This window comes from Arthrobacter sp. LjRoot78, assembly GCF_964254335.1.
Classification (GTDB): Bacteria; Actinomycetota; Actinomycetes; order Actinomycetales; family Micrococcaceae; genus Arthrobacter.
In genome coordinates, this window is record NZ_CAXUTG020000001.1 from 4,063,020 (window position 1) to 4,082,728 (window position 19,709).

Annotated in this window: 19 protein-coding genes; 13 read left to right on the top strand and 6 right to left on the bottom strand. The window is 65.9% G+C overall.

Annotated elements, in window-relative coordinates:
- Positions 1-35 precede the first annotated feature (35 nt).
- Complete coding sequence (locus ACSQ1X_RS18885) at positions 36-956, bottom strand: 2-hydroxyacid dehydrogenase (protein ID WP_436058822.1); 921 nt, start codon at positions 954-956, stop codon at positions 36-38.
- A 213-nt stretch (positions 957-1,169) separates the two neighbouring features.
- Here ACSQ1X_RS18885 and ACSQ1X_RS18890 point away from each other — a divergent pair, with 213 nt between their 5' ends.
- Together ACSQ1X_RS18890 and ACSQ1X_RS18895 are read left to right on the top strand one after the other, a co-directional pair.
- Positions 1,170-1,526 carry a ribonuclease E inhibitor RraB gene (locus ACSQ1X_RS18890; protein WP_436059369.1) on the top strand — a complete coding sequence of 119 codons (357 nt, stop codon included), beginning with the start codon at positions 1,170-1,172 and terminating at the stop codon, positions 1,524-1,526.
- 14 nt (positions 1,527-1,540) lie between these two features.
- Positions 1,541-1,912: a VOC family protein gene (locus ACSQ1X_RS18895; protein ID WP_436058823.1), complete on the top strand. Its 372-nt coding sequence runs from the start codon at positions 1,541-1,543 to the stop codon at positions 1,910-1,912.
- A gap of 23 nt (positions 1,913-1,935) precedes the next feature.
- Here the strand turns inward: ACSQ1X_RS18895 and ACSQ1X_RS18900 are convergent, their stop codons facing one another.
- The gene (locus ACSQ1X_RS18900) at positions 1,936-2,094 is read right to left on the bottom strand and encodes a hypothetical protein (protein ID WP_436058824.1); all 159 of its coding nucleotides are present in this window, start codon (positions 2,092-2,094) and stop codon (positions 1,936-1,938) included.
- The gene (locus ACSQ1X_RS18905) at positions 2,091-2,972 is read right to left on the bottom strand and encodes a helix-turn-helix transcriptional regulator (RefSeq protein ID WP_436058825.1); all 882 of its coding nucleotides are present in this window, start codon (positions 2,970-2,972) and stop codon (positions 2,091-2,093) included. The genes ACSQ1X_RS18900 and ACSQ1X_RS18905 overlap by 4 nt, the downstream gene beginning before the upstream one ends.
- Positions 2,973-3,074: 102 nt before the next feature.
- On the opposite strand from ACSQ1X_RS18905, the gene ACSQ1X_RS18910 reads away from it, so the two are divergent.
- The 3 genes from ACSQ1X_RS18910 to ACSQ1X_RS18920 all read left to right on the top strand — a co-directional run bounded on the left by ACSQ1X_RS18910 (position 3,075) and on the right by ACSQ1X_RS18920 (position 8,478).
- Positions 3,075-4,526, top strand: a complete 1,452-nt coding sequence (locus ACSQ1X_RS18910; protein ID WP_436058826.1) for an MFS transporter — start codon at positions 3,075-3,077, stop codon at positions 4,524-4,526.
- A gap of 103 nt (positions 4,527-4,629) precedes the next feature.
- Positions 4,630-5,646, top strand: coding sequence for an aldo/keto reductase (locus tag ACSQ1X_RS18915; protein WP_436058827.1), 1,017 nt, complete (start codon positions 4,630-4,632; stop codon positions 5,644-5,646).
- A gap of 180 nt (positions 5,647-5,826) precedes the next feature.
- Positions 5,827-8,478, top strand: coding sequence for a Tat pathway signal sequence domain protein (locus ACSQ1X_RS18920; protein ID WP_436058828.1), 2,652 nt, complete (start codon positions 5,827-5,829; stop codon positions 8,476-8,478).
- 18 nt (positions 8,479-8,496) lie between these two features.
- On the opposite strand, the gene ACSQ1X_RS18925 is transcribed toward ACSQ1X_RS18920, so the two are convergent.
- Entirely contained in the window at positions 8,497-8,799 is a 303-nt protein-coding gene (locus ACSQ1X_RS18925; protein WP_436058829.1) for a helix-turn-helix transcriptional regulator, read from the bottom strand.
- A gap of 65 nt (positions 8,800-8,864) precedes the next feature.
- Here ACSQ1X_RS18925 and map point away from each other — a divergent pair, with 65 nt between their 5' ends.
- Positions 8,865-9,647, top strand: a complete 783-nt coding sequence (gene map, locus ACSQ1X_RS18930; RefSeq protein ID WP_436058830.1) for a type I methionyl aminopeptidase — start codon at positions 8,865-8,867, stop codon at positions 9,645-9,647.
- On the opposite strand, the gene ACSQ1X_RS18935 is transcribed toward map, so the two are convergent.
- Positions 9,619-10,989, bottom strand: a complete 1,371-nt coding sequence (locus ACSQ1X_RS18935) for a cation:dicarboxylate symporter family transporter (protein WP_436058831.1) — start codon at positions 10,987-10,989, stop codon at positions 9,619-9,621. The genes map and ACSQ1X_RS18935 overlap by 29 nt on opposite strands.
- 441 nt (positions 10,990-11,430) lie before the next feature.
- On the opposite strand from ACSQ1X_RS18935, the gene ACSQ1X_RS18940 reads away from it, so the two are divergent.
- The 4 genes from ACSQ1X_RS18940 to ACSQ1X_RS18955 all read left to right on the top strand — a co-directional run bounded on the left by ACSQ1X_RS18940 (position 11,431) and on the right by ACSQ1X_RS18955 (position 14,860).
- Complete coding sequence (locus tag ACSQ1X_RS18940; RefSeq protein WP_436058832.1) at positions 11,431-11,898, top strand: hypothetical protein; 468 nt, start codon at positions 11,431-11,433, stop codon at positions 11,896-11,898.
- A 459-nt stretch (positions 11,899-12,357) separates the two neighbouring features.
- Complete coding sequence (locus tag ACSQ1X_RS18945; RefSeq protein WP_436058833.1) at positions 12,358-13,029, top strand: response regulator transcription factor; 672 nt, start codon at positions 12,358-12,360, stop codon at positions 13,027-13,029.
- Between the two features lie 13 nt (positions 13,030-13,042).
- The gene (locus tag ACSQ1X_RS18950; RefSeq protein ID WP_436058834.1) at positions 13,043-14,629 is read left to right on the top strand and encodes a sensor histidine kinase; all 1,587 of its coding nucleotides are present in this window, start codon (positions 13,043-13,045) and stop codon (positions 14,627-14,629) included.
- A gap of 54 nt (positions 14,630-14,683) precedes the next feature.
- Positions 14,684-14,860 (top strand): CsbD family protein, encoded by a 177-nt coding sequence (locus ACSQ1X_RS18955; protein ID WP_436058835.1) that lies wholly within the window; start codon positions 14,684-14,686, stop codon positions 14,858-14,860.
- An 88-nt stretch (positions 14,861-14,948) separates the two neighbouring features.
- Here the strand turns inward: ACSQ1X_RS18955 and ACSQ1X_RS18960 are convergent, their stop codons facing one another.
- Entirely contained in the window at positions 14,949-15,806 is an 858-nt protein-coding gene (locus ACSQ1X_RS18960) for a hypothetical protein (protein ID WP_436058836.1), read from the bottom strand.
- A gap of 260 nt (positions 15,807-16,066) precedes the next feature.
- On the opposite strand from ACSQ1X_RS18960, the gene ACSQ1X_RS18965 reads away from it, so the two are divergent.
- The 3 genes from ACSQ1X_RS18965 (at position 16,067) to gcl (ending at position 19,709) form a co-directional block, all read left to right on the top strand.
- Complete coding sequence (locus ACSQ1X_RS18965) at positions 16,067-16,867, top strand: hydroxypyruvate isomerase family protein (RefSeq protein ID WP_436058837.1); 801 nt, start codon at positions 16,067-16,069, stop codon at positions 16,865-16,867.
- Positions 16,868-16,923: 56 nt separating this feature from the next.
- Entirely contained in the window at positions 16,924-17,802 is an 879-nt protein-coding gene (locus ACSQ1X_RS18970; RefSeq protein ID WP_436058838.1) for a 2-hydroxy-3-oxopropionate reductase, read from the top strand.
- Between the two features lie 128 nt (positions 17,803-17,930).
- Positions 17,931-19,709 carry a glyoxylate carboligase gene (gene gcl, locus ACSQ1X_RS18975; RefSeq protein ID WP_436058839.1) on the top strand — a complete coding sequence of 593 codons (1,779 nt, stop codon included), beginning with the start codon at positions 17,931-17,933 and terminating at the stop codon, positions 19,707-19,709.

Here is a 19,709-nt window from a genome sequence, read left to right on the forward strand (position 1 = left end):
AGGGTGAGGAACCGGCCCCGACACCCATGGACTGCTCAGCCGCCCAGCACCACGTTGACCGGCGGCTCCCCTGCCAGCATCAGGTCGATCTGGCGCTGCAGCAGCCGGCCCATCCTCGGACGCATCGCGGAACTGGCACCGCCCACGTGCGGGGTGATGATGACTCCGGGCGTTCCCCACAGCGGGTGGTCCTGCGGCAGCGGCTCGGGATCGGTGACGTCCAGCGCGGCCCGGATCCGGCCGGATGCCGTGTGGCGGACCAGTGCCTCCGTGTCCGCAACGGGGCCCCGGGCCACGTTGACCAGCAACGCGCCGTCGGGCATTGCCGCAAGGAAATCGTCGTCGATGAGGTGGCGGGTGGCGTCGCTGAGCGGAACGCCCACCACCACAATGTCGTGCTCCGGCAGCAACTCCGGCAGCTCATCGATTCCGTGGATGACGCCGCTCTCATCCGTCCGCTGCCGGCTGGCAACCCTGGTGACACTTGTTTCGAACGGGATGAGCCGCTGCTCGATCGCTTTGCCCACGCCGCCGTAGCCCACAATGAGGACGCGGCGGTCGGCCAGGCTGGCGGTGGGCCGGGCATCCCAGACACCGTCCCGCTGGCTCTTCATGAGCCGGGGGAACTCCCGCTGGCTTGCCAGGATCATCGCCAGCGTCAGTTCTGCAGTCGAGGTCTCGTGCACGCCTGCTGCGTTGGCGAACACCCGGTCCGCCGGAAGCGAGTCCGCCACGCCGTCGTACCCGATCGACTGGCTCTGCACCAAGGCGGTCTCTACGGCCTCAAGATTCCGGAGGACCCGCGTGCCGCCCATGTACGGCGGGACCACGATGTCGATCTGCGGCTGCGGAGGCTCGCCCGTGAAGTCCCACTCCAGGACAGTGACGTCCGGGTGCGGCGTCAGGTATTGGCGAAGTACGTCATCGGGCAGGCTGACAGTGATCTTCCGGGTCATGGTTCTCCAACTGCTCCGTCGGCTCGGGGCAGGCTGATGCGGTGCGGTGCGGCCTGCCGGAAAGGGGTCTTTGCTGCCAGCCTAGTGGAGGGACGCGAGGTGATTCGAGCCGCAGTCTCCGGCCGAACGGCGAATCAATGGCTCCTACAGACAACTAGTCTTGGACGCATGACGACCCTTTCCGAGCAGTTGGCCCATCAGAGGCAGCTCGCAATGCAACAGTTGGAACAGCGACGCAGCATGTCTGACCAACTGGGCGTGCCCCGTCCTGTCGACCACAGCGGAGTATTTCCAGACAGGAAATCAGCCTCTGAAGCCAGCCGTGAGCTGGTCAGCTCGGGGTACGGCACCCACATTAGTGACGATCAGGGATATGTCCTCCTGGAAGCCCAGAAGGTCTCCGCTGTCGACGCGGAAGCTGTTCACAAGTTCACCGAAGAGGTGCTCACCATCTTCCATCGGTTCGGCGGCGACTATGACGGGTGGGGAGCGCCCGTGGTCGACTCTTCGCCTGCTACCGGCGCGCCGCGTCGCTCATGGCTAGGGCGGCTCCTGCGCCCCCAAGGCTAGAGGAGGTTGGCCGGATGCTGAGCATTGGCTCGATCGTGATCCGCGTTGACGACCTCCAGGCCCAGATGGCCTTCTGGCAGGCCGCCCTCGGCTTCGAGCCGCGGCATGAACCCGAGGACGACTTCGTCATCCTGCAGCCACCGGGCGGCAAGGGCACCTGCATCTCGCTGGACCGTGTCCGGTCGTCGGTCCAGTTGCCGCCCCGCATCCACCTCGACCTCTACACGGAGGACCAGAGCGGTGAAGTGCAGCGGCTACTCGGGCTCGGCGCCACCCGCGTCGAGTGGAGCAAACGTCCCGCGGACGCGGACTACGTGATCATGGCAGATCCCGAAGGCAACCGCTTCTGCGTTATCGACACGGCCGGCCGCCGTCAGACGGACTAGTCATACGACGTAGGAGCCCCGATTTAGCGTCGGGCGTTGAGGCTCCCTGCTGTGATTGCGGCGAGGTCGTATCGGACGAGCGCCCGGGCCGCGTAGCCCTGTTGCACCGCCTGAGCCACGGCCAAGCGGCACATGCTGCCGGAGGCACCCAGGATGAGCACGGTGGAGGGACGCTGGTTCATTTAGTCTCCTTGACCGACGGCTTTGGCGTTTCACGCTGGGTGGCGGCCCAGCTGGCGAGGACCTTCAGTGCGTCCTCGGAGGGTGTCTCGGGATCGGCTGTGTAGACGTTGATGCGCAGTCCCGGGTCTGCGGGCAGTTCCAGCGCTTCGAAGCTCAGGTCAAGATCCCCGACGATCGGGTGGTGGAGCCGCTTCCGGCCGGCGCGGTGGTACTTCACGTCATGCCGGGCCCACCGGGTGCGGAACTCCTCGCTGCGGGTCGAGAGTTCACCGATCAGGTCCGTGAGGTCCTTGTCGTACGGGTTTTTCCCGGCGGTAGACCGCAGGACCGCGACGATGTCATCGGCAGCGCGTTCCCAATCAGCGAAAAACTCCCTGGCCTTCGGGTTCAGGAAGGTGAACCGTGCGCTGTTCGGCGGAGTGGTTTGTTCGGCCATCAAGTCCAGATACAGCGCGCGGCCCAGCTCGTTGGCGGCCAGGACATCCCCGCGGTCGTTGCGGACCCAGGCCGGCGCCGTCGTGATCGCATCGATGACGCGCTGCACACTCGGCCGCACCGTTTGCGGGCTGCGCTTACGCCGCACCCGCGGGGAAGCGGTGGCGGCGCGGGCCAGATCGAAAAGGTGGGCTGTTTCGGCGTCGTCGAGCTTGAGAGCGCGGGCGAGCGCTTCAAGGACACTGTCCGAGGCGCCGGAGAGGTTTCCCCGCTCCAGGCGGATGTAGTAATCGATGCTCATCCCGGCGAGCATCGCGACTTCCTCGCGGCGCAGCCCGGCAACACGCCGGTTGCCCCCATAGACCGGCAGACCGGCCTCCTCGGGCGTGATCCTTGCACGGCGGGAGGTCAGGAACTTCCGCACGTCGTCGCTGTGTGTCATGGCAACCACGCTACGCGGCGGCCCGGGAACGAGGGAGGGACTGTCATTACCCGGAAGGACAGTGACTCCCGGCCCGTAAGGAACCAAGGTTGCATTGAAGGCATGAAACCTGAACCCACACCCGCTCCCCACCCGGCAGCGATCCTGGCGATCATCCTCGCCAGCTACTTCATGATCCTGCTGGACAACTCGGTGATCTTCACTGCCCTGCCGAGCCTGCAGGCTGACCTGCGGCTGAGCACCGGCGAGCTCTCCTGGGTTCAGGATGCGTACACTCTGGTCTTCGGCGGCCTGCTGCTCCTCGGCTCCCGGGCCGGAGACCTGCTGGGACGCCGGCGGGTTTTCGTGTTCGGGCTGGTGGTGTTCTCGATCGCGTCGCTGCTCATCGGGCTGGCCCCGGCGGGCTGGTGGGCGATCGCAGGCCGCGCCGTTCAGGGCATCGGGGCTGCGATCGTCGCGCCCGCCTCGCTGTCCCTGCTCACGGCGAGCTTCCCGGAGGGCCGTGAGCGCACCCGGGCCGTCGCATTGTACGGCGCCACCGCAGGGATTGGTGCCAGCCTGGGGCTGGTCATCGGCGGGGCGCTGGCCCACTGGATCTCCTGGCGGGCCGGGTTCTTCGTCAACGTACCCATTGGCGCCGCGATGATCCTTCTCGCTCCCCGGTTCATCCCGGAAACAGGCCGGGCCAGCGGCCGCTTCGACGTATTCGGCGCGCTCAGCGCCACACTCGGTGTCGGCGCTCTCGTGTTCGGCATCATCAACACGGTGGACGCGGGATGGACTTCGCCGGTCACGGTCACAGCCGTCGGTGCCGGCGTCGTACTCCTCGCCGTGTTCGTCCTGATCGAACGCAGGGCCGCCCAGCCCATCATGCCCCTGCGCCTTTTCAGGAGCCGCCGGCGCACCGGCGCCTACGTCGCCCGCTTCCTGTACCTGGGCGCGATGATCGGGTTCTTCTTCTTCACCACCCAGTTCCTGCAGGAAGTGCTGGGCTTCGACCCGCTGCAGGCCGGCCTCGGGTTCCTCCCCATGACGGCGGTCAATTTCGCCGTCGCCATGAGCATCCCGCGGCTGCTAGGGCGGCTGCCGGGTTCCATTCCACTCGCGGCAGGCATCCTGGTCACTCTTGCAGGGATGTTCTGGCTCAGCCGGGTCGGAGTCGACTCCGCATACCTGACTGCGGTGGCCCTGCCGATGATCCTCATCGGCGCCGGTCAAGGCCTGGCCTTCGCGCCACTTACCTCGTTCGGCATCATCGGCGCCCCCGCGGCAGACGCCGGCGCGGCATCGGGCCTGGTGAACACCTTCCACCAGGTGGGCACCTGCCTCGGGCTTGGCATCGCTGTCGCAGCCGCGGCGACCGTCCCGGCCACGGGTTCTGCTGTAGACCACCTGGCCGCCGAGGTCAGCACCGCCCTCACCGCAGGCACTGTCCTCCTGTTCCTTGCCCTGGCCGTGACCGCGGCCCTCATCCTGCCCGCCGATCTTGCCGCCCGCCGGACGATGAAACTGTCCGGGCCCGCCACTGCGCCCCAGCTCCAACAGGTCCGTTGACCAGCAAAAGCAATCCACAACAAGGAGGTAACGGCGTGCCCTCCCACAATCCCGAACGCCTGAATACCGTGAAAGCAACCTAAGACAGAGAGCAGGAACCACCATGGAATACCGTCCCCTCGGCCGCACAGGCGTGCAGGTCAGTCCCTTGTGCCTGGGTGCGATGATGTTCGGCCCCTGGGGCAACAAGGACACCGCCGACTCCATCCGCATCATCCACCACGCCCTCGACGCGGGCATCAACTTCATCGACACCGCCGACGTTTACTCCGGCGGGGCATCCGAAGAAATCGTCGGGCAGGCGCTCGAAGGCCGGCGCGATGACGTCTTCCTGGCCACCAAGTTCTTCATGCCCATGAGCGAAGACCCGAACCAGCGTGGTGGATCCCGGCGCTGGATCATCCGCGAAGTCGAAAACTCCCTCCGCCGCCTGAACTCCGACTACATCGACCTCTACCAGGTCCACCGGCCCAGCCCCGACACGGACGTTGAGGAAACCCTTGGCGCCCTCACCGACCTCGTCCGCCAAGGAAAAATCCGCTACATCGGCTCTTCCTCGTACTCCGGATCCCAGATCGTCGAAGCCCAGTGGGCATCCCGGGAACGCAACCTCGAGCGGTTCGTCACCGAGCAGCCGCCCTACTCGATCCTGGTCCGCGGCATCGAGGAAGACATCCTCCCCACGGCGCAGCGCCACGGCATGGGCACCCTCACCTACAGCCCGCTCAGCGGCGGGTGGCTCTCCGGGCGCTGGCGCAAAGACTCAGCGTCCGCCCCCACCTCGTCCGCGCGTCCGAGCGCCCGGTTCGACATGACCAGCCCGGCCAACCAGCAAAAACTCGACATCGTCGCAGAACTGGCCCGGCTCGCCGAACAAACCGGGCTGACGCTCATCGAGTTGGCCATCGCGTTCGTGATCAACCACCCAGGCGTCACGGCAGCGATCGTCGGACCGCGCACCATGGAACAGCTCGAGTCCTACCTGCCCGCCGCGGACATCACACTGAGCACCGACGTGCTGGACCGCATCGACCAGCTCGTGGCCCCCGGCGTCACCGTCAACCCCGACGACAACAGTTACGGTGCGAACGAACTGACGCCGGTGGCACGACGACGGTGACCGGCTCGACTGCACCGGCTGCAACCGCCTGCAACCGTTGACTTGTACCTCCGTTGACTGTTAGACATGATGGGAAAGCGTTTTCTTATTCCCACCAAACCCCGCCCCTCACCTTCCGAGGGGTGGGTTCGGCGGTGTGATTGAAACGATACAAATGCAGGTCGAAGGAGACGGACAACGATGACCGACGCCACACTCAACTGGCTCGACGGCGAGGCCCCCGCGGAGCTTCCCGGCGGCACCACCTGGGGCATGCCGTTCACCCGGGGGTCTCTCACCGGCGTCGACGGGATCACCGTTTCGGACGCGGACGGGCGGCCTGTCCCCTCGCAGGCCTGGCCCCTCGCCACCTGGCCGGACGGATCGCTGAAATGGGCCGGCATCGCGCTGCCGGCAATCGATTCGCCCTCGGCGCATTACCGCGTGACGTCCGACGGCGGCGCCCCGCCGGCGCCCGAACCGTCACCGCTGATTACGGTGACGGAGTCGGAAGATAGCCTCACAGTCTCCACGGGCACTCTGGCCATGGTCATCAACCGCCGCGGTGACACCCTGTTCAACTCCCTCTCCTGCGGCGGCGCCGTCGTGGCAGAAGACGCCCGGCTGGTCAGCCTCCTCCAGGACTGCGTCCCGGACGGCCCCGGCAGCGTGAGCCGGCAGTCGTTCACCGGCGAGGTAACCGCCGTCGTGCTTGAACAACATGGCCCGGTCCGCGCAGTGGTGCGGCTGGAGGGCACCCACCGGCCGGACCACGCGGACACGGACGGGAAGCGGCGAAGCTGGCTGCCGTTCGTGGTCCGGTTCTACTTCCATGCCGGCGCCCGCAGCGTGCGCATGCTCCACTCGTTCATCTGGGACGGCGATGCGGACCGTGACTTCCTGGCCGGCCTGGGCGTCCGTTTCACGGTGCCGCTGGAGCACCAGCTGCACGACCGGCATGTGCGCATCGCGGGGGCCGACGGCGGTTTCCTCACCGAAGCGGTGCGCGGGCTGACCGGCCTGCGCCGCGATCCCGGCGAGGACGTCCGGCGCGCCCAGATAGGAGGACAGCCGACGCCGCCCCTGGAGGAGTGGAGCGAGCTGGTGTCCAGGCGGCTGCATCTCATCCCCGCGTGGAACGACTACACCCTCACCCAGCTCAGCGCTGACGGATTCGAGCTCCGCAAGCGGACCGGCGAGGGCCACGGCTGGGTGGGAATCTCCGGCGGTACGCGGGCGTCCGGCTTCTGCTCCCTCAGCGATCCGCGCGGCGGCTTCGGCATCGGCATCCGTGACTTCTGGCAGTCCCACCCGGGCCAGCTGGACATCCGCGGCGCCGCCACGGCCCGGGCCTCGGTGACGGCCTGGCTCTACTCCCCCGAGGCGAAGCCCATGGACCTGCGGTTCTACCACGACGGCCTGGGGCAGGACACTTTCGAGGACCAGCTCGAGGGCCTGGAAATAACCTACGAGGACTACGAGCCCGGCTTCGGCAATCCGCACGGCATCGCCCGCACCCACGAACTGACGCTCTTTGCCTACGATTCCACGCCGGACACCGCGTCCCTCGCCGCCGATGCCGGCGCCGCGTCGACCCCCGCGATGCTGCAGGCCACGCCCTGGCACCTGCACTCGGCCGGCGTGTTCGGCGACTGGGCGCCCGTGGACCGCAGCACCCCGGAGCGGGCCGCACTCGAGGACAAGCTGGATTTCCTGGTCGACTTCTACCAGGGCCAGGTGGAACAGCGCCGCTGGTACGGGTTCTGGAACTACGGCGACGTGATGCACACCTACGACTTCGACCGGCACGCGTGGCGGTACGACGTGGGCGGCTACGCCTGGGACAACTCGGAGCTCTCCCCCGACCTGTGGCTCTGGTACACGTACCTTCGCACCGGCCGCAGTGACGTGTTCCGCCTTGCCGAGGCCATGACGCGGCACACCGGCGAGGTGGATGTCTACCACCTGGGCGAGTGGCGCGGCCTGGGTTCCCGGCACAACGTCCAGCACTGGGGCTGCAGCGCGAAGCAGCTGCGGATCAGCACCCCGGCCTACCGGCGCTTCTACTACTACCTGACGGCGGACGAACGCACCGGTGACCTGCTGTCAGAACTGGTGGACAGCGACCGGAACTTCCTGGGCCTGGACCCCACCCGGAAAGTCCGCACGGACAGCGCCACCTACCGTCCGGACCGCAGCGCCCTTGCCGTGGGACTGGGGACGGACTGGGGATCGCTGGCCGCCACCTGGCTCACCGACTGGGAACGCACCGGTAACCCGCGGTCGCGGGACAGGCTGCTGGGCACCATGGCGGACATCGGCGCGCTGAAATACGGCTTCCTCACGGGCGAGGCGCTGTACAACATGGATACCGGACGGTTCGACGCCGGACGCGACATGATCCTGGTTTCTCACCTTTCCGCGGTGTTCGGGCTGGTGGAAATCTGCAGCGAGCTCATCGATCTGGTGCCGGACGCCAACTTTGAACGCGCGTGGCTGCAGTACTGCCGGCTCTTCTTGGCATCACCTGAAGAACAGGCTGCCGAGGTGGGCCAGCCGCTGGACGGAATCCACCTGACGCAGGCCCACAGCCGGCTCAGCGCCTATGCAGCGTCGCGGCTGGGGGACGCTGAACTGGCCACCCGGGCCTGGACCAGCTTCGCCGAGGGCGGCGAACACCTCAACCACGCGGAAGCATTCACGCTGCAGAGGATCGAACCTCCCTATGTCCTCACAGCCGTGGACGAAGCCCCCACGGTGTCCACCAACGACACCGCCCAGTTCAGCCTGGCGGTGATCCAGAACCTGGCGCTGATCGGGGACCAGCTGCCGGCGCTCCAGCGGGTCCGCTGAGCGGCCGGGGTTGAGAGCTTACGAGGCCAACCGCTCCCGTTCCCTGTGACCGGGGCGGGCCGGTTCAATGCCACGTTCGGGCTGGTTGATCTCGGCCCAGACCGCATCGAGAGAGAGGCCCAGGACATCGGCGATCGCCGCGATGGTGGGGAATGCCGGAGTGGCTATGCGGCCCGTCTCGATCTTCCGGAGTGTCTCCGGCGAGACGCGGGCATCGAGCGCGACATCGAGCATCGAGCGCTCTCCCCTGGCGAGGCGCAGCAGGGCGCCGAGACGCTGTCCGCGCTCGACTTCGACGGGTGTGAGGGGCAACCTGACCATGGCTCCAATTCTAATACCGGGATAATATGGCCGGTATAGTTATTGGTTCCAGAGAAAGGCGCCGCATGATCGAGATCCTGAACCCTACCGAACTGCACCGGGCGAAGGAGGCCGGCGCCCTGGTCGCCCACATCCTCCAGACGCTCAAAAGCCGCAGCACGGTGGGCACAAACCTCTTGGACATCGACCGGTGGGCCAAGGCCATGATCGCCGAAGCCGGAGCGCAGTCCTGCTACGTCGACTACGAGCCGTCCTTCGGCCGCGGGCCGTTCGGCCACTACATCTGCACGGCCGTCAACGACGCCGTGCTTCACGGACTGCCGCACCGCTACACGCTTGCCGACGGCGACCTGCTGACACTCGACCTCGCCGTCTCCAAAGACGGAGTCGCCGCAGATTCCGCCATCAGCTTCATCGTGGGCGACTCAAAACCTGCGGAGAGTGTCGCGATGATCAGCGCGACCGAACGCGCATTGAGCGCAGGGATAGCCGCCGCCCGCCCCGGAGCCCGCATCGGCGACATCTCCCATGCCATCGGCACCGTCCTCAGCGAGGCAGGCTACCCGATCAACACCGAGTTCGGGGGGCATGGCATCGGATCAACGATGCACCAGGACCCGCACGTCCCGAACACCGGACGCCCCGGCCGCGGATTCCAGCTGCGCCCCGGGCTGCTGCTGGCACTGGAGCCGTGGGTCATGGCGGACACCGCCAAGCTAGTCACAGATGCCGACGGGTGGACGCTCCGGAGTGCGACAGGCTGCCGGACAGCACACAGCGAGCACACCATCGCCATCACCGAGGACGGCGCCGAGATCCTTACCTTGCCGATGCAGGCGCAACCGTAAGGTCCGCCATCGTGCCTCCAGCGTTTACCGCTACTTCCGGGAGCTCCCCGCTAAAGGCGCGCAGCATGGCATCACGGTCGAACTGGCCCTCCCATTTGGCCACCACGAACGTGGCCACGCAGTTGCCCAACAGGTTCACGGAGACACGCATGGAGTCCATCAGGCGGTCGGCGCCCAGGAGCAGGGCCACGCCGGCCACCGGGAAGATGCCCAACGCGGCTGCGGTTGCCGAGAGCGCCAGGAAGGCCGAACCGGGGACGCCCGCCATGCCCTTGGAGGTCAGCATCAGGATGCCCAGGGCGGCGAGTTGCTGGCCAAGGTCGAGGTTGTGCCCGAAGGCCTGGGCCAGGAACAGCAGGGAAATGGAAAGGTACAGCGCGGCGCCGTCAAGGTTGAAGGAGTACCCGGTGGGCACCACCAGTCCCGTGGTGGCCCGCGAGCATCCGGCGTTGGTCAGCTTGGTCATGATGCGCGGCAGCACGGACTCAGTGGACGCCGTGCCCAGAGCCAGCAGGAATTCTTCGCGGCTGTACTTGATGAACTGCCACAGCGGGACCCGCGGATACACCCAGGCCACCACGAACAGCAGCCCGATGAAGATGATGGCCGCCCCGTAGCAGGCCGCGATCAGCAGCGCGTAGGTGCTCAGCGAGCCGAGCCCGTACTGGCCGATGATGAACGCCATGGCACCGAATGCTCCCACCGGGGCAACCCGCATCACCCAGCCCATGATCTTGAAGAACAGCTCCAGTACCGTCTCCAGAAGGGTCACCACAGGCAGGCAGCGTTCCCGCCCCACCACCACGATGGCAGCTCCGAAGAACACCGAGAAGCAGAGCACCTGCAGCAGGCTGTTGGAGGCGAAGGCCCCCACCACACTGGTGGGAATGATGCCGAGCAGGAACGCGCCGGCGTCCTTCGGGGGTGCCGTGCCGGTCTTGGCGTTGAGGGCATCCTGGGACAGGGTACTGGGATCGATGTTCAGGCCGGCGCCGGGCTGGACAATGTTGCCCACCACCAGCCCGAACACCAGGGCGAAGAGCGTAGCCCCGGTAAAGTACACCAGCGCCTTCACGCCCACCCGGCCCACGGCCTTCACGTCACCCACGGCGGAGATGCCCGTGACGATCACCAGGAAGATCAGTGGCGCGATGATCATCTTGATCAGTTGGATGAAACCGTCGCCCAGCGGCCGCAGGGCCGAGCCGAGATCAGGCCAGAAGTGGCCGATCCCTATACCCAGGCACACGGCCACGAGGATCTGGAAGAAGAGCGACTTGTAGAGCGGCTTCTTCGGGGGCGTGCTGCTGGTGTCGGACGGTAGGGGCGAGGCGAGTTTCATCAGGGCTGCCAATCAACGGGGATAAGGCGCTGGACGCCTTCAGGTCACGGGCAACGCTAGGGACCTCGTGTTTCCGGAATGCTAAATCCATACTGCGGAATTGTTTAACCGCAAGATGGAAACTCCCACGGTGGGTGGTTCCATGCCCAGAGGGCCGACATATCCGGATGCCGAACATCCGGAATAAACCCGATATTTCCCCGTCAATTCGCGGAAAAAAGGTGCGCAAGGGCTCTGGCGCCGCGGCAAAAGCAGGCGGACGATTGTACTACCGGGCCACGAATTTACGTGGGACAAGCCCGGAGTCAAGCCCCCGCGGAGGCCGGGTGTGCTGTTTGAAAGCGGACGGAACTGGTTACCGCTTCACAGGGGAGTGATCACGCGGCTGGCTAGCCTTGTCCGAAAATAATCACTCGCATCCTTTTTGTAGGAGCAAGAGAAATGTCCATCATCCCCTCAACCAAAACCCGCCCCTTCGGAACCCGCTTTGCCTTGATTTCGGCTGTTTCCCTGGGGCTTGTCGGCGGACCTGTCGCGCTGGCTGCGCCTGCGGACGCCTCGACGTCCCTCCGCGGTTGTACCGTTGATCCGCTGAAGCCCACGGACCTGCGCTACAACCGGGCGGACTTCAGGATCAGCGTCGACTGCAACGGCAACAAGACCGTGGAAGTCCGCCAGCGGCGCTTTGAGCAGGATTCACGCCGCCATGACACGTTCCTGGGCCGCAGCACGTTCACCGAGCGTTTCGACAGGCACGATGGCCGCGTCATTATCCACAGCAGGGACAACGTGAAGAGGGACCCTTCTCGCGACAGGGTGTTCCAGGAAGTTTCCTTCCGCGTGAGGTCCGGCAACAACTGGTCTGACTGGACCCGCTGGGAGAAGAGCGACGTAGCCGTTATCCGCTGACCGTTCAGCAGTTCCACGAGCCAGGGGCGAAGCAGCCCCTGGCTCTTCCGTCCGGCGGCTTCTCCGTCCAACGGCAGAAATGTTTTAGGGGATTGACGTTTGCCGGGAGCGCTGGCAGGGTGGGTCGAACTTAACCAGCCCGCCGCCGTCGTCCGCTTTCGCCCACGGATCCGGCGTGAATCTAAGTACATCTGAGTACTCCGGCACTGGTCGCCCTCCCTAAACAAGTAATCACCACTCGTGTATTTTTTGCCGACAAGTGGTTATATACGGGGGTCCGTAACATGCTCGCTGTCTCGGCGGATCGGCCACCACCGCTCCCCCGGACCCCTCCAAGAATCACCCAGGAGACCCCCAGGTATTCTTGGACGTCGAATTCCCCGGAATGTCGCCAGGAGCGTACACATGCGATTCCACGAGCCGGCGCAGGCCCGGATGCCACGTCTCCGAAGGTGAGCCGTGATCCGCATACTGGTTGCCGAAGACGAAGAGCGCATCGCCAGGTTCATCGAAAAGGGCCTGCGCGCGGCCGGCTACGCCCCCACCGTGGTTTCGGACGGGGTCACCGCCATCGACTACGCCTCCAGCGGAGAGTACGACCTGCTGCTTCTCGACGTCGGACTTCCCCGCCTGGACGGTTTCACCGTGCTCAGTGTGCTGCGGCGGGACCACCTGAGCATTCCGGTCATCTTCCTGACCGCGCGGGACTCGGCCGCGGACACGGTGGCAGGCTTGGAGGGCGGCGCGGATGACTACATGGCCAAGCCGTTCGGGTTCGATGAGCTCCTGGCCCGCATCAGGTTGCGCCTGCGCCCGTCCGACACCACCGACGCACTGGCGGGCAACACCATGCGCTACGGATCCCTGGAGTTGAACCTCCACACCCACACGCTCCGGGTGGGCGACAAGACAGTGGAACTTTCGGCCCGCGAGTTCGCCCTGGTGGAAATGTTCCTGCACCACCCCGGCCAGATCCTGAGCCGCCAACAGCTCCTCAGCCAGGTGTGGGGTTACGACTTCGACGGCACTTCCAACGTGGTGGATGTGTACGTGCGCCAGCTCCGCCAGAAGATCGGGGCCGAACGAATTGTGACCGCCCGCGGTGCTGGTTACCGGCTGGCAACGTCATGAAGGATCCAGCGCCATGAGCGATCCAACGGCCCGGAAACCGGGCGAAAGCGCCACAGTGAACGACCCCGGCACTTCCAGCTGGAAGGCCAAGATCTCCTCCGTGAGGTTCCGCGTTGTGGCCGCCATGCTGGCCATGATGGCCGCCGGGCTGTGCGTTGCCGGCTTCATTACCTTTGCCGTCCAGTTCCAGGAGGCGGACGCCCGGGTGGACCAGGCGCTCCTGGACAAAGCCGAAGCTGTCATCAAGCTCGCAAGGACGAGTGACGCTGCAGCCACCAAGACATTCACGAAGCAGCTACGCGATGCCGCGGACGACATCGAGCCCCGAAGCAACGAAGTCATGGGAACCATCCGGGACGGGAAGGTTACGTGGACCCTCGAAGGCGCATCGGACGAAAGGCTGCTGGCCAAGGACATGTACCCGGCGGCCGCCGCGCTCGCGAATGCCTCCGGTACCGCCTTCGGCGACCTGAACTTTGAAGGACGACGGCTCCGGACTGTGGTCCTGCCCGTTCCGGCAGCCAACGAAGCCACCCTGACCTACTTCCTGGTGGGCAAGGAGACCGCCGACCAGCGCGAGCACACCGTCTCCTCCGTGCACACGTACACCCTGGTTGCGGCCGGCACGCTCCTGGGCGCTGCAGCACTGGGAAGCCTGGTGGCCGGCCGCCTCCTGAACCCGCTCCGCCGCCTCCGCGAAGCCACCCAGGTGGTCAGCCACGAGGACCTCACTCAGCGCGTTGAAGTGCGAGACGGATCCGACGACGTGACCCTGCTCGCCAAGACGTTCAACACCATGCTCGAACGGCTGGATGAGGGCGCGAGGCAACAGCAGCAGTTCCTGGACGACGCCGGGCACGAGTTGCGCACACCACTGACGATTCTGCGCGGGCACCTGGAACTGGTCTCCATCGATGATCCGGAAGACGTCGCCACCACCAGGGATGTGCTGCTCGAAGAGGTGGACCGCATGCAGCGGCTGGTGGACGACCTTCTCATGCTCGCCAATGCCAGCCACCCGGACTTTGTCCGGAAAGAGCCCGTCAGGGTGCCGGAATTCCTGCGCCACGTGATGGAGAAGGTGCACGTGCTGGCGGACCGCACGTGGGTCATAGACGAAACCGCGGACTGCACCATCGAGGCGGACCCCCAGCGGCTGACGCAGGCGGTGGCGCAGCTGGCCGCCAACGCCGTCAGGTACACCGAGAGCACGTCCACCATCGCCCTGGGCAGCAGGATCGACCACACCGCGCAACCCGAGGAGAACTACGCCCCGGAATCCGGCACGCTGCTGATCTGGGTGCGGGACACCGGCACCGGCATAGCCGCCGAGGACCAGCAGCGGATCTTCGAACGTTTCGGCCGTGCGGCCCACGGCCGCGGAGACCACGGATCCGGGCTCGGGCTGGCCATCGTGTCCGCCATCGCCCAGGCCCACGGCGGAGCGGTAACGGTGCACTCCGACGTCGGCCTTGGATCCTCCTTCATTATCCGGATACCGCTGCAGACTCAGGACGTCCCGGTCTCCGCCGTGTCGGGTACCGCCGGGATTTCAGCATCAGGCCATCGCGAAGTGGCAGCCAGAGTTCCTACAATTTAAGTGGCGGGAATTGCGGCAACCAGCCGCATCGGCCGCACCACAAGGAGGACCGCAATGGGTTTGGGTGACAGGATCCACAACGCCGCGGAGCGACTTCACGGCAAGGGAAAGAAAGCCGCCGGGGAAGCCACCGGCGACCGCCGCATGAGGGCCGAAGGCAAAGGCCGCGCCATCAGGGCCGACCTCAAGCAGGCCGGCGAAAAGTTCAGGCACGCCTTCAAGCGGCACTAGTATCCGGCTGGATCAGGGACTGGCTCCGTAAGGAGCCAGTCCTTCCATGTGTCCGCCGCCGACGGACTGCCGGCGGCGGCTTGCGACGCTACGGGGTGACGGTGGACGTAGGCGACGGCGAGGAAGTGGCGCCGTCCCCTGACTCCGTTTCCGTCGGCGTCGACGATTCCGAAGGGGTCACGGTGACCGTGGCCGTACCCGTGGACGAGGCGGTGCCGGTTGAGGTCGGGCTGGCACTCGCCGTTCCGCCTTCAGCCTTTTGCAGGACCCGGTTGATTACCTCTTCCAGCTCCTTCTGATCACTGCTCCCAAGGTCCGCGCCGCCCTTCGTGGCAACAACCAGGAGCCTGCCCTCGGCGGCGGAGACCTGCATCAGCATGTCCGCGGTGCCGGTTCCGCGCGTGCTGACGGTGGCGAAGGTTTCCTCGGCGTCCGTCTCGGCCTGCAGTTCCTTGCTGGAGACTTCGTATTTCTGGCCCAGCACGTCAAGGGAGAACTTGTCGCACTGATCCATCTTGCCGCTGAGCTCCTGGAGCAGTCCGACCGCGTCGGGCCCTTCGCTGCCGGACTGGGCTGAGACAGTACGCGGCTCTTTGCTCTCTGAAATGGCGACTGCCACCTCCCCCTTGTCCACCGTGTCCAGCAGGCCGGCGGTGGCGATGGATTTGCAGCCCTCGGGGTCCGTCTTCGCCGCACTCATGAGCAGGCTTGCAATGCGCCCGCCCTGGTCCACCTGGTCCTTGGAATAGAGCTTGAGCTCGTTGCCTTCGGCGTCCTTCATGCCGGAGATCAATTCGCGGAGCTCGTCCTCGGTATACACCTTGTCCTGGGCCGCCTCGGTGGTGGCGGTCGTCGCCGTGGGGCTCGCGGTGCCGCCTCCACCACCCGTGCACGCCGCCAATGAGAGGACCGCTGCTGCCAATCCGAGAACCGGTACTTTGCCCACTTGAACCACTCCTTCAAGATACGAAGCATGCTTACGATCTACAGCTTAAGGCTTTCGGGTCGGGGACGATAGCCGGATTCCACGAAAAGTGCCAGCATCGTCAGCCCTTGACTCCCGCCCCCATCCTTCCCTACACTTTTCATAAAGCAGAATCTAATTTCCACCAAGTGAAAATATCTCGCAGAATCGCCTAGCGGAATCGCGAAGCGGCGAGAAGCTTAGGAAGCTAGATCAAAGCCCCCTCCTCGGAAGGACCTACGATGACGTACACAGTGAACTGCTCCATCCTGCTGACAGAGCTGCCCCTGCTCGAGCGGCCCGCCGCCGCGAAGGCCGCCGGCTTTGACGCCGTCGAGTTCTGGTGGCCTTTTGAAACTTCCGTCCCCACCGACGCCGAGACCACGGCCTTCGAGCGCGCCATCACCGACGCCGGCGTGCAGCTCACCGGCCTGAACTTCAACGCCGGCAACATGCCCGGCGGCGACCGCGGACTGGTCTCCTGGAAGGGACGCTGCTCCGAGTTCAAGGACAACATCGACGTCGTCGCCGGCATCGGCGGGCGCCTCGGCTGCAAAGCCTTCAACGCCCTGTACGGCAACCGGCAGGACGAATTCACCCCGGAGGAGCAGGACGAACTGGGCGCCCGGAACCTGGCCGCCGCAGCCGAAGGAGTGGCCCGCATCGGCGGCACCGTCCTGCTGGAACCGGTCAGCGGCGCCCCCAGGTACCCGCTCCTCAAAGCCCAGGACGCACTTGACGTCATTGCCCGGGTCAAGGAGGAATCCGGCGCGGAGAACATCAAGCTCCTCGCCGACTTCTACCACCTGGCCGTCAACGGGGACGACGTCGCCGCCGTCATCGAAAAGCACGCGAAGGACTTCGGCCACATCCAGATCGCCGACAACCCCGGCCGCGGGGCTCCCGGAACCGGAGAGCTTCCGCTCGGCGAATGGATCGCCCGCAGCCGCGAACTCGGCTACGAGGGCTACATCGGCCTCGAATACAAGGAACCGCAGGAAACCGCCTTCAGCTGGGCCATCCGCCAGCGCGTCAGCCAGTAGCGGTTTCGACGAGCTCAACCACCGGCACCACCACAGACTTCAGAAAGAGAACCACAATGAGCAACGTTTCAGTCATCGGACTCGGAATCATGGGCCTGCCCATGGCCATCAACCTCGTCAAGGCCGGCCACACCGTCACCGGTTTCAACCGCAGCCAGGACAAGATCGACAAGCTGGTCTCCGAAGGCGGCAAGGGCGCTACGAGCATCGCGGACGCCGTCAAGGACGCCGACGTCGTGATCACCATGGTCCCGGACTCCCCCGACGTTGAGGGCGTAGTCAGCGGTCCCGAGGGCGTCTTCGCCAATGCGAAGAAGGGCACCTTGTGGATTGACGCCAGCAGCATCCGCCCGGACGTCGCCAAGCGCCTGGCCGAGGACGCAGTCGCAGCAGGCATCCGCCCGCTCGACGCGCCGGTCTCCGGCGGCGAACAGGGTGCCATCGACGCCGCCCTCTCCATCATGGTCGGCGGCGAAGCGGCAGACTTCGAGGCAGCCCAGGACGTCCTCAACGCCGTCGGCAAGACCATCGTCCACGTCGGCCCCGCAGGCTCCGGCCAGACCGTCAAGGCAGCCAACCAGCTGATCGTCGCCGTCAACATCGAGGTCCTGGCCGAAGCCATCGCCTTCCTTGAGGCCTACGGCGTGGACACCGACGCAGCCCTCAAGGTCCTCGGCGGCGGCCTCGCCGGCTCCAAGGTCCTGGACCAGAAGGGCCAGAAGATGCTGGACCGCAACTTCGACCCCGGCTTCCGCCTGGCCCTGCACCACAAGGACCTCGGCATCGTCACCTCCGCCGCCCGCGAAGCCAACGTCGCCGTCCCCCTCGGCGCCGTCGTCGCACAACTCGTCGCCGCCACCGTCAACCAGGGCGACGGCGCACTGGACCACTCGGGCCTCTTCAAGCAGGTCCTCCAGCTCAGCGGCCGGAAGTAAAGCACCTCCGGCAGTAGCCGGACAACAAGCAAAACCGGGCAACCGCCGTCGTACATCAACGACGGCGGCTCCCCCACCACACCCAAAAACAGCCCGAGAGGGCCCCAAAGTTTCCCTAGGAGTACACCATGACCAAGATGCGCACCGTAGACGCTGCCGTCGCGATCCTGGAAAAGGAGGGCGCCACCGAGGCGTTCGGCCTGCCAGGTGCGGCAATCAACCCCTTCTATTCGGCCATGCGGGCCCACGGCGGGATCCGCCACACGCTGGCCCGCCATGTTGAGGGCGCCAGCCACATGGCGGACGGCTTCAGCCGCGCCAAGGACGGCAACATCGGCATCTGCATCGGCACCTCCGGCCCGGCAGGCACCGACATGATCACCGGCCTGTACGCGGCGTGGGCCGATTCCATCCCCATGCTGTGCATCACCGGCCAGGCCCCCGTGGCCAAGCTGCACAAGGAAGACTTCCAGGCCGTGGACATCGAGTCCATCGCCAAGCCCGTCACGAAGATGGCCATGACCATCCTGGAGCCCGGCCAGGTTCCCGGCGCCTTCCAGAAGGCCTTCCAGCTGATGCGCTCCGGCCGCCCCGGCCCCGTCCTGCTGGACCTGCCGATCGACGTGCAGATGGCCGAGATCGAGTTCGACATCGACACCTACGAGCCCCTGCCCGTTGAGAAGCCCAAAGCCAGCCGCAAGCAGCTGGAAAAGGCCCTGGACATGCTGACCGCAGGTGAGCGCCCGCTGATCGTGGCCGGCGGCGGCATCATCAACGCCGGCGCCTCCGAGCAGCTGGTGGAACTGGCCGAGCTGCTGGGCGTTCCGGTCATCCCCACCCTGATGGGCTGGGGCGCAATCTCCGATGACCACCCGCTGATGGCCGGCATGGTGGGCCTGCAGACCTCGCACCGCTACGGTAACGAGAACTACCTGCGCAGCGACTTCGTGATCGGCATCGGCAACCGCTGGGCCAACCGCCACACCGGCGGGCTGGACACCTACACGGCCGGCCGCACCTTCGTGCACATCGACATCGAGCCCACGCAGATCGGCCGCGTGTTCTCCCCGGACTTCGGCATCGCGTCCGACGCCGGTGCGGCGCTGGCCGGGCTGATTGAGCTGGCCCGTGAGCGCCGGGCCGCCGGATCCCTGCCGGACTACTCCGGCTGGGCCGCCGAATGCGCGGAGCGCAAGGCAACGATGCACCGCAAGACGCACTTCGAGAACATCCCCATCAAGCCGCAGCGCGTGTACGAGGAGATGAACAAGTCCTTCGGCAAGGACACCACCTACGTTTCCACCATCGGACTGTCCCAGATCGCCGGCGCCCAGATGCTGCACGTGTTCGGCCCGCGCAAGTGGATCAACGCCGGCCAGGCAGGTCCCCTGGGATGGACCGCTCCGGCCGCCCTGGGCGTTGTCCGCGGCAAGCCGGACGAGACCGTTGTTGCCCTGTCCGGTGACTACGATTTCCAGTTCATGATCGAGGAACTGGCCGTGGGTGCGCAGTTCAACCTGCCGTACATCCACGTGGTGGTCAACAACTCCTACCTGGGCCTGATCCGCCAGTCCCAGCGCGGCTTCAACATGGAACAGAACGTGTCCCTGGCCTTCGAGAACATCAACTCCCCGGAAACAAACGGCTACGGCGTGGACCACATCAAGGTGGCAGAGGGCCTGGGCTGCAAGGCCATCCGCGTGGAGGACCCCAGCGACCTGGGTTCCGCGTTCGACAAGGCCAAGGCGCTCATGGGCGAGTTCAAGGTTCCCGTGGTGGTGGAAGTGATCCTGGAGAAGATCACCAACATCTCCATGGGCCTGGAAATCAACGCGGTCAACGAGTTCGAGGAACTGGCCGAGACCAGCGCCGACGCCCCCACCGCCATCCTGGCGATGCAGGCCTAA